The 17,486-nt window shown below is 64.2% G+C and carries 17 protein-coding genes; 3 read left to right on the forward strand and 14 right to left on the reverse strand.

Translation table 11 applies throughout. The features are described from left to right. Positions 1 to 4: 4 nt before the first annotated feature. From CT676_RS02785 to eno, 13 genes are all read right to left on the reverse strand, one after another. Positions 5 to 1,348 carry a pyruvate dehydrogenase complex dihydrolipoamide acetyltransferase gene (locus CT676_RS02785; RefSeq protein WP_135213767.1) on the reverse strand — a complete coding sequence of 448 codons (1,344 nt, stop codon included), beginning with the start codon at positions 1,346 to 1,348 and terminating at the stop codon, positions 5 to 7. Between the two features lie 57 nt (positions 1,349 to 1,405). After that, positions 1,406 to 1,858: a nucleoside deaminase gene (locus CT676_RS02790; protein ID WP_014495015.1), complete on the reverse strand. Its 453-nt coding sequence runs from the start codon at positions 1,856 to 1,858 to the stop codon at positions 1,406 to 1,408. 2 nt (positions 1,859 to 1,860) lie between these two features. After that, complete coding sequence (locus CT676_RS02795; protein ID WP_028149595.1) at positions 1,861 to 2,163, reverse strand: DUF5076 domain-containing protein; 303 nt, start codon at positions 2,161 to 2,163, stop codon at positions 1,861 to 1,863. 3 nt (positions 2,164 to 2,166) lie between these two features. Further along, entirely contained in the window at positions 2,167 to 3,567 is a 1,401-nt protein-coding gene (locus CT676_RS02800; RefSeq protein ID WP_135213768.1) for a pyruvate dehydrogenase complex E1 component subunit beta, read from the reverse strand. A gap of 29 nt (positions 3,568 to 3,596) precedes the next feature. Then, positions 3,597 to 4,619 (reverse strand): pyruvate dehydrogenase (acetyl-transferring) E1 component subunit alpha, encoded by a 1,023-nt coding sequence (pdhA, locus tag CT676_RS02805; RefSeq protein WP_063983080.1) that lies wholly within the window; start codon positions 4,617 to 4,619, stop codon positions 3,597 to 3,599. 254 nt (positions 4,620 to 4,873) lie between these two features. Beyond that, on the reverse strand, positions 4,874 to 6,226 hold the full coding sequence (locus CT676_RS02810) for a glycerophosphodiester phosphodiesterase family protein (protein ID WP_135213769.1): 1,353 nt from the start codon (positions 6,224 to 6,226) through the stop codon (positions 4,874 to 4,876). A 221-nt stretch (positions 6,227 to 6,447) separates the two neighbouring features. Next, positions 6,448 to 7,965 (reverse strand): aldehyde dehydrogenase, encoded by a 1,518-nt coding sequence (adh, locus tag CT676_RS02815; RefSeq protein ID WP_135213770.1) that lies wholly within the window; start codon positions 7,963 to 7,965, stop codon positions 6,448 to 6,450. A gap of 156 nt (positions 7,966 to 8,121) precedes the next feature. After that, the gene (locus CT676_RS02820; protein WP_167767909.1) at positions 8,122 to 9,081 is read right to left on the reverse strand and encodes a GAF domain-containing protein; all 960 of its coding nucleotides are present in this window, start codon (positions 9,079 to 9,081) and stop codon (positions 8,122 to 8,124) included. 216 nt (positions 9,082 to 9,297) lie between these two features. Beyond that, a complete protein-coding gene (locus CT676_RS02825) occupies positions 9,298 to 9,615 on the reverse strand; it encodes a septum formation initiator family protein (RefSeq protein ID WP_028149600.1) in 318 nt (105 codons plus the stop codon). Between the two features lie 172 nt (positions 9,616 to 9,787). After that, on the reverse strand, positions 9,788 to 10,339 hold the full coding sequence (locus CT676_RS02830) for an NAD(P)H-dependent oxidoreductase (RefSeq protein WP_135213772.1): 552 nt from the start codon (positions 10,337 to 10,339) through the stop codon (positions 9,788 to 9,790). Positions 10,340 to 10,529: 190 nt separating this feature from the next. After that, complete coding sequence (locus tag CT676_RS02835) at positions 10,530 to 11,525, reverse strand: MBL fold metallo-hydrolase (RefSeq protein WP_135213773.1); 996 nt, start codon at positions 11,523 to 11,525, stop codon at positions 10,530 to 10,532. A gap of 110 nt (positions 11,526 to 11,635) precedes the next feature. Then, positions 11,636 to 12,775, reverse strand: a complete 1,140-nt coding sequence (locus CT676_RS02840) for a zinc-binding dehydrogenase (RefSeq protein ID WP_085404612.1) — start codon at positions 12,773 to 12,775, stop codon at positions 11,636 to 11,638. Between the two features lie 34 nt (positions 12,776 to 12,809). Continuing rightward, positions 12,810 to 14,093 (reverse strand): phosphopyruvate hydratase, encoded by a 1,284-nt coding sequence (gene eno, locus CT676_RS02845; RefSeq protein ID WP_135213774.1) that lies wholly within the window; start codon positions 14,091 to 14,093, stop codon positions 12,810 to 12,812. 174 nt (positions 14,094 to 14,267) lie between these two features. On the opposite strand from eno, the gene CT676_RS02850 reads away from it, so the two are divergent. The 3 genes from CT676_RS02850 to CT676_RS02860 all read left to right on the forward strand — a co-directional run bounded on the left by CT676_RS02850 (position 14,268) and on the right by CT676_RS02860 (position 16,647). Continuing rightward, entirely contained in the window at positions 14,268 to 15,245 is a 978-nt protein-coding gene (locus tag CT676_RS02850) for a lyase (RefSeq protein ID WP_135213775.1), read from the forward strand. A gap of 112 nt (positions 15,246 to 15,357) precedes the next feature. Then, positions 15,358 to 15,834, forward strand: a complete 477-nt coding sequence (gene queF / locus CT676_RS02855; RefSeq protein WP_041960296.1) for a preQ(1) synthase — start codon at positions 15,358 to 15,360, stop codon at positions 15,832 to 15,834. A 15-nt stretch (positions 15,835 to 15,849) separates the two neighbouring features. Further along, the gene (locus CT676_RS02860; protein WP_167767910.1) at positions 15,850 to 16,647 is read left to right on the forward strand and encodes a substrate-binding domain-containing protein; all 798 of its coding nucleotides are present in this window, start codon (positions 15,850 to 15,852) and stop codon (positions 16,645 to 16,647) included. Positions 16,648 to 16,710: 63 nt separating this feature from the next. Here the strand turns inward: CT676_RS02860 and CT676_RS02865 are convergent, their stop codons facing one another. After that, entirely contained in the window at positions 16,711 to 17,385 is a 675-nt protein-coding gene (locus CT676_RS02865; protein ID WP_167767911.1) for a GntR family transcriptional regulator, read from the reverse strand. Positions 17,386 to 17,486: the final 101 nt, after the last annotated feature.

The raw sequence follows: 17,486 nt of genomic DNA on the forward strand, positions 1-17,486 counted from the left end.
CATCTCAGACCATCATCATGACGGGATTTTCGATCAGCTGCTTGAACGCGCCGATCAGCTCGGCGCCAAGCGCGCCGTCGATGGCGCGGTGATCACAGGACAAGGTCACGCTCATCATGTGCGCGATCTCGATCTTGCCGCCGCGGACGACCGGCCGCTCCTCGCTGGTGCCGACCGCGAGAATGGTTGCATGCGGCGGGTTGATCACGGCGGTGAAGTGGCTGATGCCGAACATGCCGAGGTTGGAGACCGCGGTGGTGCCGCCCTGGTATTCCTCCGGCTTCAGCTTGCGCGAGCGGGCGCGCGCGGCAAAATCCTTCATCTCGTTGGAGATGGTGGAGAGCGTCTTGGTCTCTGCCTTGCGGATGATCGGCGTGATCAGGCCACCGGGCATCGCCACGGCAACACCGACGTCGGAATGGTGGTGCTTGACCATGCCGCTTTCAGTCCAGCTGACGTTGCAGTTCGGGATCCTCTGGAGCGCAACGGCCATCGCCTTGATCACGAAGTCGTTGACCGAGATCTTGTAGAGCGGCTTCTTCTCCTTGTCCTTGGGAGCAGCCGCATTGATCTCCTCGCGCGCGGCGAGCAGCTTGCCGATGTCGCAGTCGATGGTGAGGTAGAAGTGCGGGACGTTCTGGATCGACGCGGTCAGGCGCTGCGCGATCGTGCGGCGCATGCCGTCATGCGGCACGATCTCGTAGGAGCCGGGCTCGAACAGCGACAGGATCTGCTTGTCCGACATGGTCGGTGCGATCGAGGGCGCGCCGGACGGCGCAGCGGCAGGCGCCTTCAGACCCTTGCCGGACTTGGCCTGCTCGACGTCACGCGCCACCACGCGGCCGCGCGGGCCGGTGCCCGTCACCATCGACACGTCGATGCCTGCATCCTTGGCGAGACGGCGCGCCAGCGGCGATGAGAACACGCGGCCGCCATGGCCGTTGCTCTGCGCGGCCGGAACTGCGGCCTGCGGCGCCGGTGCGGCGGCAGGCGGCGCAGCCTTGGGCGCGGCTGCGGGAGCCGGCGCGGCGGTGGGCGCTTCAGCAGCTTTCGGAGGTGCGGCCGAGGCACTGGGCTTGGCGGCACCAGCCGCCTTCACGTCCTCGCCCTCGCCGGCGAGCACGGCGATCACGTCGTTGACCGGGACGTCCTGCGTGCCCTCGGGCACGAGGATCTTGGCGATCGTGCCTTCGTCGATCGCCTCGACCTCCATGGTCGCCTTGTCGGTCTCGATCTCGGCGATGACGTCGCCGGATTTGACCTTGTCGCCTTCCTTCTTCAGCCACTTGGCGAGGTTGCCCTTCTCCATTGTCGGCGAGAGAGCGGGCATCAGGATGTTGATGGGCATGCTGACCTCAAGAAGAACTTTGCAATACGTCGTCTCCGACAGCGAAGACGACCAGGTTTAGTTGCCGATGTCGCCCTGCCACAGGCGCTCGTTGGCAGGGATGGAACGCCAATTCTTCATCATGGTGATGGAGCGGTCGTCGGCAAGGTCGATCCAGGGGATGCCGAACTTGTCGAGGATGTCCTTGGAGCCCGGGAAGGTGACGGATTCTCCGATCACCACCAGCTTCACCTTGAACAGAGCGAGTGCGCCGGCGCACATCGAGCATGGCGACAGTGTGGTGTACATGACGGTGTCGTGGAACGAGATCACGCCGGCCTCGCGCAGGCAGCTCATCTCGCCGTGGAGGATGACGTTCTTTTCCTGCACACGGTTGTTGTGGCCGCGGGCGATGATCTCGTTGCCGCGCGTCAGCACGGCGCCGATCGGCAGGCCGCCCTGCGCGATCGAGGCCTCCGCCTCGCGGATCGCCTCCAGCATGAAATCGAAATGATGGGCTTCGATCGCCACGATCAGTGCCCCTTCCCGCGCGGTGTCGTCGTGCCCGTATCGGTTGGCCGTTCAATCTCCGCCTGGAACATCTCGAGGATCCGGCTCAGCGCATCCTCCTCGGTGTATTCGCTCTCGCGCGCATAGGCGCGCGCCGCGTGACGGGCGAGATCGACGAGCAGGAGGCCCCACATATCGGGCTCCTCGAAGGCGCGCTGGAACGCCATCGACAGCCCGCCGTCCAGCACGAATACGCGCAGGATCTCGACCGCATCGTCGCGGGCGAGGACGTCGGGTGGCAATGGCTGCTCCTTCGGGCCCGCCATGATTTACCTGTAGCAGACGGCTTTGGCGGCCTCGACCACTTCGGCTGCCGACGGCAGCGCGAGCTTCTCCAGGTTCGCGGCATAGGGCATCGGGACGTCCTTGCCGGAGACGCGCGCAACCGGCGCATCGAGATAGTCGAAGGCGTTCTCCATGATGCGCGCGGCGATCTCGGCGCCGACGCCGCTCTGCGCCCAGCCCTCTTCCACCGTGACCGCACGACCGGTCTTCTTGACCGAGTTGACGATGGTCTCGGTATCCATCGGCCGCAGCGTGCGCAGGTCGATCACCTCGGCCTCGATACCGTCCTTGGAGAGCTCGTCGGCGGCTTTCAGCGCATAGGTCATGCCGTTCGACCAGGAGATGATGGTGACATGGCTGCCCGAACGCACGATGCGGGCCTTGCCGATCGGGATCACGAAGTCATCGAGCTTCGGCACTTCGCCGGTATGGCCGTAGAGCACCTCGTTCTCGAGGAAGATCACCGGATTGGGATCGCGGATCGCGGCCTTGAGCAGGCCCTTGTAGTCCGCTGCGGAGAACGGCGCGACCACCTTGAGACCCGGGACGTTGGAATACCAGGACGAGTAGTCCTGGCTGTGCTGGGCGGCGACGCGCGCGGCGGCGCCGTTCGGGCCGCGGAACACGATCGAGCAGCCCATCTGACCGCCGGACATGTAGAGCGTCTTGGCCGCTGAGTTGATGATCTGGTCGATCGCCTGCATGGCGAAGTTGAAGGTCATGAACTCGACGATCGGCTTCAGCCCGGTCATGGCAGCGCCGACGCCGATGCCGGCAAAGCCGTGCTCGGTGATCGGCGTGTCGATGACGCGCTTGGCGCCAAATTCCTGCAACAGGCCCTGGGTCACCTTGTAGGCGCCCTGATATTCAGCGACTTCCTCGCCCATCACGAAGACGTCGGCGTCGCGGCGCATTTCTTCGGCCATGGCATCGCGCAACGCCTCGCGGATAGTCTGCGTCACCATCGCGGTGCCGGCGGGCACTTCCGGATCGGGCTCGGCAACGACCTGAGGGGCAGCCGCAGCCTTCGGCGCCGAGATCATCGGCTTGCCTTCGCCGACCGGCGAGCGGGATTCGGCGACTTCCTGCGCGACGCTCGGCGCGGGCGCGGCCGGCGCCTTGGCGAGATCGGCGGCCGTCTCGCCATCGGCGAGGATGGTCGCGATCGGCGTGTTGACGGCAACGTCGGCGGTGCCCTCGGGGATCAGGATCTTGCCGAGCGTACCTTCATCGGTCGCCTCGACCTCCATGGTCGCCTTGTCGGTCTCGATCTCGGCGATGACGTCGCCGGACTTGATCGTCTCGCCCTCTTTCTTCAGCCACTTGGCAAGGTTGCCCTTCTCCATCGTGGGCGACAACGCGGGCATCAGCACTTGAATTGGCATATCGACTCCAAAAGAAAGCTTGCGCGCGTTCAGCGATAAATGTCGGTCCAGAGCTCGGCGGCATCCGGCTCGGGATCATGCTGGGCGAAGTCGGCGGACGCATTGACGATGTCGCGGACCTCGGCGTCGATCGCCTTGAGATCGGCCTCGCTCACCTTGGCCGCGAGCAGGCGGTTGCGCACCTGCTCGATCGGGTCTTGGTCGTGGCGGACTTTTTCGACCTCTTCGCGCGTTCTGTACTTTGCGGGGTCGGACATCGAGTGGCCGCGATAGCGGTAGGTCTGCATCTCCAGGATGAAGGGGCCCTTGCCGGCACGGCACCAGGCCGCCGCCTCCTCGCCCGCGGCCTTCACGGCGCGGACGTCCATGCCGTCGACCTGCATCCCGGGGATGTTGAAGGACGCACCGCGCTTGGAGAAATCCTGCTGCGCCGAAGCGCGCGACACCGAGGTGCCCATGGCGTAGCGGTTGTTCTCGATGACGTAGATCACCGGCAGCTTCCAGAGCTCCGCCATGTTGAAGCTCTCATAGACCTGGCCCTGGTTGGCCGCGCCGTCGCCGAAATAGGTGACGCTGACATTGTCGTTACCACGATAGTGGTTGGCGAAGGCCAGACCCGTGCCGAGCGAGACCTGGGCGCCGACGATGCCGTGGCCGCCGTAGAAGTGCTTCTCCTTGCTGAACATGTGCATGGAGCCGCCCTTGCCCTTGGAATAGCCACCGCGCCGGCCGGTGAGCTCGGCCATGACGCCGTTGGCCTCCATGCCGGTGGCAAGCATATGACCGTGATCGCGATAGCCGGTGATGACCTGATCGCCCTGCTTCAGGGCCATCTGCATGCCGACCACCACGGCTTCCTGGCCGATATAGAGGTGGCAGAAGCCGCCGATCGCGCCCATGCCGTAGAGCTGGCCGGCCTTTTCCTCGAACCGCCGGATCAGGAGCATGTCGCGGAGCGCTTTGAGCTCCTGCTCTCTGGTGAATTCCGGGGGCGAACCGCCGTCGGTCTTGTCCTGTGGAGTGCTTGCGGCGGCTTTCTTGGGTGCGGCCATGGGAATTCCGGGTCAGAGAAAACTTCAGCCCTCTCTAACCCAAGTCAAACGCCCTTGGAAAGGACCGCGGCGGCATGGCGCGACTTTCATTATGCCGCACTGCAACGTGGCCGAAACTTTGCAAAACCTTTGCCGCCGATCGGGCAACTTTAGCTCACCGGTCAGCGAAGGGAACGTGGGCAGCCAACGCAGAGAAATCGGACGCGCCGTTTTGTATCCGAAATCCCACGCGCGTCCGATTCGCCGTGCCAGCCTTACCAGCCCAACTCGCGCAAATACGCCGCACGGGCGGCAACGCCGGTGTGCGTGAAGTCGCTGAAGACCCCATCGACGCCGAGCCGGTAGAATTTGAGATATTCAAGGCTCGGGTCGCCGCGATAGTCGGCGGCAAGATATTTCTTCTCGTTCCGAAACGTGAAGACATGCACGAAAAGACCGAGCTTGTGCGCGTCCGCGACAAGGCTGGTCGCGTCCTGGGTCGAAGCCTCCGGCGTCGATCCCTTGTAGGGCGTGCCGTCGGCATTTGCGTCCTTCCACGGCGCGATCTTGAGCGGAACGATATAGGCCTTCCACGGGCCGATGCCGTCGGCGTAGGTCTTGATCTCGGCAAGCCCCTCGGCCGTCAGCATCGCATCGTACAGGCGCGCATCGCCTGCAACCGTCCAGTCGAACGGGCGCGAATTCGTGATGTTGTTGAGGAGAACCTTGCCGGTTTTGAAGTCGATTCCGTTGCCGTCGACGAGTTGGACCTGCCGCGTCTGGAGGCCGTGGCTGCGCATATATTTCAGGCTGCCGGGTTCGAAGCTCTGGACCAGGATGGGAGCGTCCTTGGTGTTGAGGCCGTTATCCCTGATGATCTTGATCAGGGCATCCTCGAGCGGACGGCTGCCGGCCGCGCCGCAGCCATTGGCGATCGCCTGGGCATTGTTCCAGGTCGGGTTCTTGGTTTCGGGATAGACGAGGATGGACCGCCCGGTCTCCTTGCTCTTGACCTTGGCGATGTCGATGACGTCCTGGAAGCTGATGATCGGGAGCTTGCCGTTGAAGACTTTCGGCCGCTCGTTGGCCGCGTCATAGGTGGTGCCGCCGATCCATTGCTTCAGCTCGGCCATGGTGAAATCGCTGATCGACCAGTCGTTGGTATGATCCTCGCCGTCGACGATCAGCGACTTCAGCACCGATTTGGGATCGGCCGGATCGCTCAGATCCGTCAGGTAGTCGGCAGGCACGCCGGTGGCCGACGGGGCCTTGACGCGCACACCGGGCACGGTTCGCTTGCGGGCGGCGACGGCCGCATTGGTCTTCGCCACCTCGGCAATGTTGGTGTTGTCGCTCAGCCAGGGGTTATGACGCACGACCAGAACGCAATCCTTGGTCAGGTGCAAATCCTCTTCGAGCGCATCGGTCCCGAGCGCCGCGGCGAGGTCGTACGACGCCTCGGTCTCTTCAGGTACCAGGCCCGGCAGGCCGCGATGTCCAAGGACCAGTGGCGCCTTTCCATCGACGGTCAGGAAGGGCTTGGCGCCAGCTGGCGCCGCGCCGGACTGTGCAAAGGCCATCGACAGCGGCAGCACCGCCGCGCCGAACAGCATCGCTGCGACACCCATTGTCCGTCCTGAACGACTGTTCCGCATCACCAAGCCTCCGTCTTTGCCCGGCATCGCTTCGAATGCCGCGGGCGCCGAACCGGATACGGTCGGCTCTGTCGTCTTGTCTCAAGACTCTGACAGACGGATGACGACGGAGAGGGCAGCGCAAGATTGCGCCGCCCTCTCCTGCCCGATCAGATCTTGCCCCATCAGATCTTGCCCAATCAGATCTTGCCCGATCAGAAGAAGCCAAGCTTCTTCGGGCTGTAGCTGACCAGCAGATTCTTGGTCTGCTGGTAGTGATCGAGCATCATCTTGTGGGTCTCGCGACCGACGCCCGACTGCTTGTAGCCGCCGAACGCGGCATGCGCAGGATACGCATGGTAGCAGTTGGTCCAGACCCGTCCGGCCTGGATGGCCCGGCCGAAGCGGTAGCAGCGGTTGGCATCGCGACTCCAGACGCCGGCTCCCAGGCCATAGAGCGTGTCGTTGGCGATCGCGAGCGCTTCGTCATCGGTCTTGAAGGTCGTGACCGAGACGACGGGACCAAAGATCTCCTCCTGGAAGATTCGCATCTTGTTGTGGCCCTCGAACACCGTCGGCTGGACGTAGAAGCCGCCGGAAAGATCGCCGCCGAGCTCGGCACGACCGCCGCCGGCCAGCACCTTGGCGCCCTCCTGCTTGCCGATGTCGATATAGGAGAGGATCTTGGCGAGCTGTTCGCTAGATGCCTGCGCGCCGATCATGGTGTCGGCCGCACGCGGGTCGCCCTGCTTGATCGCGGCGACGCGCTTCAGCGCCCGCTCCATGAAGCGGTCATAGATATCGGCGTGGACCAGCGCCCGGCTCGGACAGGTGCAGACCTCGCCCTGGTTCAGCGCGAACATCACAAAGCCTTCGATCGCCTTGTCGAAGAAGTCGTCGTCCTCGGCGGTGACGTCGTTGAAGAAGATGTTCGGCGACTTGCCGCCGAGCTCCAGCGTGACCGGGATCAGGTTCTGGCTGGCATATTGCATGATCAGCCGGCCCGTGGAGGTCTCGCCGGTGAAGGCGATTTTCGCGATCCGCGGGCTGGAGGCGAGCGGCTTGCCGGCCTCGAGGCCAAAGCCGTTGACGATGTTGAGGACACCGGGCGGCAGGAGATCGCCGATGATCTCGGCCCAGACCATGATCGAGGCCGGCGTCTGCTCGGCCGGCTTGAGCACGACGCAATTGCCGGCGGCAAGCGCCGGCGCGAGCTTCCAGCATGCCATCAGCAGCGGGAAGTTCCAGGGGATGATCTGGCCGACCACGCCGAGCGGTTCGTGGAAATGATAGGCGATGGTGTCGTGGTCGATCTCGCCGATCGAGCCTTCCTGTGCGCGCACCACGCCGGCGAAATAGCGAAAATGATCGATCGCGAGTGGCAGGTCGGCAGCGCGGGTCTCGCGGATCGGCTTACCGTTGTCCCAGGTCTCCGCAACCGCAAGGCGCTCCAGATTCTCTTCCATCCGGTCGGCGATCCGGTTCAGGATCGCGGCGCGCTCGGCGACGCTGGTGCGTCCCCAGGCGGCCTTGGCGGCGTGCGCCGCATCGAGGGCGGCCTCGACATCCTGCGCATCGGAACGCGCGATCTTGCAGACGATCTGGCCGTTCACCGGCGAGGCGTTGTCAAAGTACTTGCCGGAGATTGGCGCGACGAATTTGCCGCCGATGAAATTGTCATAGCGTTCGGCGAACGGAACCTGGGTGACGCCGAGGAATTCCACCTTGTTCATTGATCACTCCCGATGTTTGCTGTTTGCGCAATTCGTCGCGTGTTCACGACTTGCGCCAACGATGTCGCGGGAGCGTTTTCCTGTCAGCCCGGGCGTCAGCGATGGCCGGGGTAACCTGTCGCAGTTCTGCGACAGTCGTGGGCAAGGCAAGGGCCCTCAGTGCTTCAGCTCGAACCGCTTGAGCTTCCTGTGCAGCGTGGCACGGCTGATGCCGAGGGCCTTGGCGGCGGCCGAAACATTGCCGTCCGCGCGCAGCAGCGCCCGCTGCAACACCGCGCGCTGGCCGCCGGCAAGATGGTCATGCGCGGGTTCGCCGCCGAGGAGGTCAGCCGCGGGCACCGGCTGCAAGGGACGGCCGGGCGCAATCCCGAGTCCCACCCGCGCGGACCGGGTCGCGCCGATCACGAGATCATCTGCATCGACCGCGACGAGGCCGCCGGCCTGGCCGTCCGCGCCTTGCGTCAGCACAATGCGGGCATGGGCGAAGGCGCGGCGAAACAGATCGGCCTCGATGCGCCTCGCCGCCTCACCTGCCGCGAGCGCGATCAGATTGGAAAACGTATCGGTCCGGTCGGCGCGGCAGGAGGAGACGTCGAGCACGCCCGCAAACGCCGCCTCGTGGTCGTAGATCGGAACGGCGGTGCAGCTCAGAAGCGTGTTGCGGGTGAAGAAATGCTGGTCGCGGTCGATCGTCAGCGGGCGCTGCTCGACGACGCAGGTGCCGATGCCGTTGGTGCCTTCATGATCCTCGCTCCAGAGCGCGCCGGTCCACAGGCCCCAGGATTGGAACGTCGCATCGTCCACCGCTGTGCCGCGGCGGTCGACCGGCACGCCCGCGCCGTCGGCGAGCAGCACGCAGCAGCCGCTCGCGCCGACCGCCTGATAGAGCCGGTCCATCGCGCCTTGCGCGGCGGCGAGCAGCGGCGCGACGCGCTCGCGCGCCTGCCGCAACTCGACATCGCTCAGCCGCATCGGCGCGCTACGACCGGCGGGATCGAGATGATGCAATCGGGACGAACGGCGCCATGAGGCCACCAGCGCGGAGCGCGCGGCCTGGCCTGACGCAATGGCGGCCTCGACGCGGGCCGCGTGATGCCGGGACATTGGCCCATTCATCACTGTTTCCTCCGGGTGGCAGTCTAGGCTGCGCCGGCATGGCCCGGTTGATCTGCGTCAACTCAGGCAGACGGCGGCAGAAGCCATGGGGCCGTTGCTGCGTTGCCGTCAAGGCGGCAGCCCGGTTCCAAGCCTAAGACTTTCGGTAGAATTGCTACACGATTGTCGGATTTCGGCAGCGGCTTTCGATGCCGGTTTCGAATGCAGCGGCAAACGCTACTTCGCCGGGATCATCCGAACGAGATCGTGTGGATTGACATAGTCGAGCTGATAGCGCGCCCGCTCGTCCAGCATGTCAGGATCGATCCGCGACGTCCGCAGCAGCGACACCCGCTGCTCGCTCTTCGCGCGCTCGCGCTTGAGCTGGGCCAGCTCGCTCGTCAGCGCGATGATCTCCTGGTCGAGTTCCTGACGGGCGTTGAGGCCGTATTTGCCGGTGTAGGCGTTGACGCCGAAATAGCCGACGATAGCGGCCGCCATCGCATAGAGGGCAAGGCCGGTCAGGATCGATTTCAGGCGCGCGCGGGAGACCATCTTGGGAAGATGCGGCAGGTTGGTTAAGGGAGTGCTAATCGCTTCCCCCTTCGCGTTCCAGTCCCTACCCCCAGCCGTCATGCTCGGCCTTGTGCCGGGCATCCACGTTTTTCGTCACCACGAGCCAAGACGTGGATGGCCGGGACAAGCCCGGCCATGACGAAGAAAGACGTCAGCCGTGGTGTTTGGCCACGTGCGCAGCAAACGCGTCGATATAGGCCTGGAGGACGGGCTTCAGAGATTCCTTGGTCAGGTTCCCCTCCGCATCGAAGGCATCGCCGACCGCGTTCAGATAGATCTCCGGCTGCTGCAGGATCGGTCCGGCAATGCCCGGCAGGATGTTCTGCAGCGTCTTGGCGGCGCTGACGCCGCCGAGCGGGCCCGGCGAGTTCGAGATGATGCCGACCGGCTTGCCGTTGAACGAGCTCTTGCCGTAGGGGCGCGAGGCGACGTCGATGGCGTTCTTCAGCACACCCGGGATGGCGCGGTTGTATTCGGGGGTGACGAAAATGACGCCGTCCGACTTCTGCAGCTTCTCGCGGAAGGCCAGCCAGTCCGCGGGCGGCGCGCCCTCGAGGTCCTGGTTGAAGAACGAGATGCCTGCCAGCGTGATGACCTCGAGCTTGAGCGAGGCCGGCGCGAGCTTTGCGAGCGCGTTGGCGACCTTCAGCGAGAAGCTGTCCTTGCGCAGGCTGCCGGCGATCACGACGATGTTGTAGGCCATGGATTGTCCTTGGGGGCTTGAGCGGAAGTTCCGGGGCGGCACTTAAGCGATCCGGGTCGATGGATGCAAGTGCATGAACCGGTTTTGTTTGGAAACGCTGAGTTTCTCGAAAGCAGATGGTCGCTACGATCCAAAAACAATCAGGCCGCCCGAAGGCGGCCTGACGTTTCTCGCAAACCCCTGGCTCGGTTCAGATCGTCGGATTCCAGGCCGACGGGATCAGGCGGTATTTCGCGCCGTCCTTCTCGACATGCCCCACCGAGGGGAAGGTGAAGTGGAAGCCGATCACGGTCGCCTTCTCGGCTGCCGCCATGTCGTAGAATTTGTGGCGCGTCGCCTGCGCCATCGCGCCGTCGTTGTCGAACGCCACGTGCCAATCCGGATTGCGCAGGAAGAACTCCGGAATGTTGGTGACGTCAGACTGGATCAGCACCTTCTTGTCGCCGGAGGCCACCGCGAACGAGGTATGACCCGGCGTATGGCCGGGCGTCGCGATCGAGGTGATGCCCGGCGCGACCTCCTTGCCCCACTCGTATTTCGTGACCTTGGATTCGAGGCCGGCAAAGGTCTTCTTCACGTTGGCGAAGTAGTTCTTCGTCATGTCGTTCGGCGCCTTGGCCGCGTTCTCGTCGCTCGCCCAGAACTCCCAATCCTTCGCCGGCACCATGATCTCCGCATTCGGGAACGCGAGCGCGCCGTCGGCCAGACGAATACCGTTGGTGTGATCAGGATGGAGATGCGACAGCAGCACGACGTCGATGTGCTTCGGGTCGACGCCGGCAGCGGCGAGGTTCTGCAGCGTACGGCCGACCGCGCCCTTGCTCGGCTCGAGATTGGCAACACCGTTGCCGGTGTCGATCAGGACCAGCTTCGAGCCGGTGTTGATGAGCTGCGGATTGAACGGCACCGTGACCATGCCCTTCGGCATGTACGCCGCCTCGCCCGCGGCCAGCGCTTCCTCCTTCGGCAGGTTGACGACGAACTTGTCCGGCATCGGGAAGGTGCGCGCGCCGTCGTTGATCGAGGTGCACTCGTAGCTGCCGACCTTGTAGCGATAGAAGCCGGGCGCCTGTGCCCCGCTTTGCGGCACCGAGGCACTGGCGGTGGTCGGTCCAAGTCCGGTTACGGCCGCCGCGCCCATAGCGGCAGCGCCCGCGAGCAGGTCGCGGCGATTCAGATCAGTCATGGAAGTGTCCCCTTCTTTGCTTGCGGTTGCCCCGCTTTCAATTGCGGCGCAAATGTTCCCCCGCTTCGCTCAGAAGGCAAGTCCTTCTTTGGATGGTGTGCCGTGGCACATCACGAAGATTTATTTGGGTTGATGAGGAATTTTTCGCCGGTGGCCCGTTTGGCGTAGACCGCGATGTTGGCGGGATCGAGCGCCTCCTGAAGCGATACCACCTTGGTGTAGTGGCTGGCGAAGGTCGTCTTCAATTCGTCGACGACGCGCTGGCGCAGCCTGGCTCCGTCCGCCTGCCCGATCTTCATCAGGAACGGAAACAGCAGCCAGCCGCCGACGCCCCAGGCCATGCCGAAGCCGCGCGGCAGCTCGATCGGGCGGATATCGAGCGCGCCGTAGACGTAGACCTGCTTGTGCACGTTGGAGCCGTAGCGGCTGTATTCCTTGGCGGTCTTGTTGATCGCAGCTTCCATGCAGTTGAGGATGTCGCCGGCCAGCTTGCCGCCGCCGATGGCATCGAAGGCGATGGTGGCGCCGGTCTCGACCAGCGCATTGGTGAGATCGCCGAGGAAGCTCGGTGCGGTGGAATCGACGACGTATTTGGCGCCGATCTTGTGCAGGATGTCGGCCTGCTCCTTGCTGCGCACGATGTTGACCAGCGGAATGCCGTCCTTGATGCAGATCTTGTTCAGCATCTGGCCGAGATTGGAGGCGGCCGCGGTGTGCACCAGCGCCTTGTGCCCCTCGCGCCGCATGGTCTCGGTCATGCCGAGCGCCGTGAGCGGATTGACGAAGCAGGAGGCGCCTTCAGCCGGCGTGGTGCCCGCCGGCAGCGGCAGGCACTCGCGCACTTTCAGCGTGCGGTACTGCGCGTACATCGCGCCGCCGATCATGGCGACGGTCTTGCCCATCAATGCCTTCGCGGCATCCGACGAGCCGGTCTTGATGACGACGCCCGCGCCTTCGTTACCGACCGGCATGGCTTCGTCGAGCCGGCCGGCCATCGCCCGCATCGCGCCCTCCGGCACCTTCGCGGTGATGACGGGAGCGTCCTTGCTGCCGGACGCCTTCGCCGTGCTCATATCGGCCGCGCCGACGAGAAGGCCGAGGTCGGACGGGTTGATCGGCGCCGCCTCGACGCGGACGACGACCTCGTCCGCGGCGGGCTCGGGAGTCGGCACGTCGACGAGCGAGATTTCCAGTTCACCGCTTTTCTTGATCAGCGAACGCAGTTGCAGTCCGGTCTTGCCGTCGCTCATGTCGATCCTCCCCTGTCCTAGCTGGAGCGCCGGCTTATGCCAGCGCCTTCAATGCCGCCTTGCCGCCGTAGAGCGCCTGCTTGCCGAGCTGTTGCTCGATGCGCAGGAGCTGATTGTATTTGGCGGTGCGGTCCGAACGCGCAAGGGAGCCGGTCTTGATCTGCCCGCAATTGGTGGCGACCGCGAGGTCGGCGATGGTGGAATCCTCGGTCTCGCCGGAGCGGTGCGACATCACCGAGGTATAGCCGGCCTTGTGCGCCATCTCGACGGCAGCGAGCGTCTCGGTCAGCGTACCGATCTGGTTGACCTTGATCAGGATCGAATTGGCGCGGCCGGCCTTGATGCCTTCGGCCAGGCGCTTGACGTTGGTGACGAAGAGATCGTCGCCGACGAGCTGGCACTTCTTGCCGATGAGGTCGGTGAGCTCCTTCCAGCCGTCCATGTCGTCTTCCGACATGCCGTCCTCGATGGTCACGATCGGATAGCGCGACACCAGGTCTGCGAGGTACTTGGCCTGCTCGGAGATCGAGCGGGTCTTGCCCTCGCCTTCATAGACGTATTTGCCGTCCTTGAAGAACTCGGTCGAGGCGCAGTCGAGGCCGATCACGATGTCGGTGCCGGCCTTGTAGCCGGCCTTGCCGATCGCGTTCATGACGAATTCGAGCGCGGCGTCCGCCGACGGCAGGTTCGGGGCGAAACCGCCCTCGTCGCCGACATTGGTGTTGTGGCCGGCCTTCTTCAATTCCGACTTCAGGGTGTGGAACACCTCCGCGCCGTAGCGCAGGCCCTCGGCAAAGGACGACGCGCCGACGGGAAGGATCATGAACTCCTGGAAGTCGATCGGATTGTCGGCATGCACGCCGCCATTGATGATGTTCATCATCGGCACCGGCAACAGACGCGCCGAGGTGCCGCCGACGTAACGATAGAGCGGCATGTCGAGCGAGTTTGCGGCAGCCTTGGCGCAGGCAAGCGAGACGCCGAGGATGGCATTGGCGCCCAGCCGGCTCTTGTTCGGCGTGCCGTCGAGGTCGATCATGATCTGGTCGATCTGGGCCTGCTGCTCGGCATCGAGGCCGCTCAGGGCCTCGAAGATCTCGCCATTGACGGCGCCGACCGCCTTGGTGACGCCCTTGCCGAGATAGCGGGCCTTGTCGCCATCGCGCAGTTCCACCGCCTCATGGGCGCCGGTGGAGGCGCCGGACGGCACCGCGGCACGGCCGAGCGCACCATCTTCCAGCACGACGTCGACCTCGACGGTGGGATTGCCACGGCTGTCGAGAATTTCGCGGCCGATGATGGCGATGATGGCGGTCATGATGTGCACTTCCGTTCGTTAGGGCTGATCGGTGCCGGGGGTCTTACACGGGCCGCAAGCAAATGTGAACGCTTGGACGGCGTGCTTCGACTGACGCGTGAGCAGGCTCGGACTATCCTTGAAGTCGCCTGCTCTGCGCGTCCAACCTCAATCTGAAACAGTCGGGGTAACGCCATGAACCGCCGCCAGTTTCTTGCCTCGAGCGCTGCCCTCCTCGCCGTCCGCCCAAGTTTTGCGCAGGAGGGCCTGTTCCGGACAAAATATTTCCCCATCAGCGCCGGCATCGGCCTGCACGACCTCGCCCCCGCTCGCGACGGCACAGTCTGGTTCACGGCGCAGGGCAAGGGCATGCTGGGCAGGCTCGACCCCCGGGATGGCAGTTTCAAGACAGTCAGCCTCGGCCAGGGCGCCGCACCGCACGGCGTGACGATCGGCCCCGACGGTGCCCCCTGGATCACCGAGGGCGGCCAGAACGCGATCGCCCGGGTCGATCCCGGCGATCTCAAGGTCACGCTGTTCCGCCTGCCCGAAAAATTCGCCTCCGCCAATCTCAACACCGGCGTGTTCGACAAGGACGGTACCTACTGGTTCACCGGCCAGTCCGGCTATTACGGCCGGCTCAAGCCGGGATCGGGCGAGATGGACGTGTTCAGGGCGCCCAAGGGTGTTGGACCCTACGGCATCGCGGTGACGCCCAAGGGTGAGGTCTGGTACGCCTCGCTGGCTGGGAGCCATATCGCGAGGATTGATCGTGCGACCGGCAATGCCGCCATTGTCGAGCCGCCGACGCCGAGCCAGGGGTCGCGGCGGGTCTGGTCAGATTCGCAAAGCCGGATCTGGGTCAGCGAGTGGAACAGCGGTCACGTCTCGGTGCACGATCCCGCCAACGGCTCCTGGAAAACCTGGAAGCTGCCGGGCGATCGCCCTCGCACCTATGCCGTCTATGTCGACGACAAGGACAAGGTCTGGCTGACCGATTTCTCCGCCAATGCCATCGTCCGCTTCGATCCCACGACCGAGCGGTTCAACGTTTTCGCCAGCGACAAGGCCAATGCCAATGTGCGCCAGCTCGACGGCCGCCCGGGCGAGCTCTGGGGCTGCGAGTCCGGCAACGACCGGATCGTCATGATCCAGACGATCGCGGCTGGTTGACGACGGCGACATTTGCGTCCATCCCGGCACCCTCTGGAGCGCGATCTTATCGCGCTCCGGTTTTTTAGTTGAGCATGATCTTTCGGAAAACCGGTGCCCACTTTTCCGGATCATGCTCGAACAGGATGTGACGACGATGGCGAAGAAATCCCTCCAGCTCGGCCGCGCGGTCGAGTGGCCGCACACACCGGAAGAAGCCCAGCTCGACCGCGTGCCCAATCCGCAAAAGGGCACGGACTATCTGGTGCGCTTCACCGTGCCGGAATTCACCTCGCTTTGCCCCGTCACGGGACAACCGGATTTCGCGCATCTGATGATCGACTACGCGCCCGGCCCTTGGCTGCTGGAGTCGAAGTCGCTCAAGCTCTACATCGCGAGCTTCCGCAATCACGGCGCATTCCACGAGGATTGCACCGTCATGATCGGCAAGCGCATCGCGAGCGAGATCAAGCCGAAGTTCTTGCGCATCGGCGGCTACTGGTATCCGCGCGGCGGCATCCCGATCGACGTGTTCTGGCAGACCGGCCGCGTGCCGAAGGGATTGTGGGTGCCGGAGCAAGGCGTCGCGCCGTATCGCGGACGGGGTTAGTTGGAGAGAATGACGATGACATCGATATCAGCAACATTCCGCAACATTGCCTTCGGCGTTCTAACCGTCCTGTGGCTGACCGGCGCGGCCGAAGCTGCCGAGGTCCATGTGATGATCTCGGGCGGATTGACGGCTGCCTACAAGGCGCTCGTGCCGGAATTCGAGAAGGCCACCGGCAACAAAGTGCTGACGGAATATGGGCCGTCGATGGGGACGACCACCAATGCGATCCCGGTCCGGCTGGAGCGCGGCGAACCCGCCGATGTCCTGATCATGGTGGGCTATGCCCTCACTGACCTCGCCGGCAAGGGCAAGGTCGTGGCCGGCAGCCAGGTCGACCTCACCAGATCGCCGATCGGCGTTGCCGTGAAATCGGGTGCGCCGAAGCCGGACATCGGCTCGGTGGAGGCGGTCAAGCGCGCGCTGCTGGCGGCGAAGACGATCGCCTATTCCGACAGCGCCAGCGGCGTCTACGTTTCGACCGAGATGTTTGACAAGCTCGGCATCGCCGACGTCATGAGGGACAAGGCACGAAAGATTCCGGCAACGCCGGTCGGCGAGATCGTCGCGCACGGCGAGGCCGAGCTCGGCTTCCAGCAGATCAGCGAGCTGAAGCCCGTGAAGGGCATCGACATCGTCGGACCGCTGCCGAACGAATTGCAGAAGATCACGATCTTCTCGGCCGGGGTCGCGGCCGGTTCGAAGGAGCCCGAAGCCGGCCGTGCCCTCATAAAATTCCTCGCCTCGCCCGCCGCGCGCGAAGCGATCATCGCAAGCGGGATGGAGCCGATCCCGGCGGGGAGCGCGAATTGAGGCAGGCCTTCTCCAGGCGCTGCTCCTGATACGCCCTCAACAGATTGGCTTCGCCACTCTTAGTCAATCGGAGGCTGCTGAGGTCTTCTTGACCGGACCGAGATCGCGCGCCGGATAGTTGGCGCCGGATTCGACGATGTGTCGTCGCACTGCTGCAACGAGCGCGGCGAGATCGCGAGACTCGATCGCATCGACGATCTCGACATGGTGTGCAGCACTTCTCTGCAGCTCGGCGTTCGAGGGCCACAAAGCAATCGGCCCTGGTCTGGCGCGATTTCTGATTTCCACGATGAGGCTGGCGAGCGATTGGTTCGCTGCATGACGATAGATCTCGTCGTGAAAGGCTGCGTTGGTATTTGCCTGATCCGCCTTGCTGCCGCGCGCCACAGCATCTTCGAAGATTTGCTGAGCCTGCTTGATCTTCTTGAGTTCGTCGGGGCCGATATTCGGTAGCGCCTGCCTTGCCGCTTCAACTTCGAGCAGCGTGCGGATCGCCAATATCTCGCGAACGACGTTCAAGTCGGGTTGCGCGACCCGGTATCCACGATTTTCGACATGCGTCACCATCCCGCTTGCGGCAAGCTGGGTCAGCGCACTCCGGACGTCAAACCGTTTGGCAGCGAAGGCTTCTTCCAGGTCGATCTGGCGCAACCATTCGCCTGGCCGGTAGTCGCCTTGCAGGATGGCGGCACCGATTTCCGCCGCCAACAGCCTCTTCTGCTCCTTCCGTACTTTCATGGCTGCTTCCCTTTTTGGAGCGCTTGACTCACGGCAACTATTGCGCACAAATTGGCGCCAATAAATGTGCATAACAAATCGCGGCGGCCGGAGGAACAGTA

This window comes from Bradyrhizobium sp. MOS001, from assembly GCF_004634465.1.
GTDB lineage: Bacteria > Pseudomonadota > Alphaproteobacteria > Rhizobiales > Xanthobacteraceae > Bradyrhizobium > Bradyrhizobium barranii.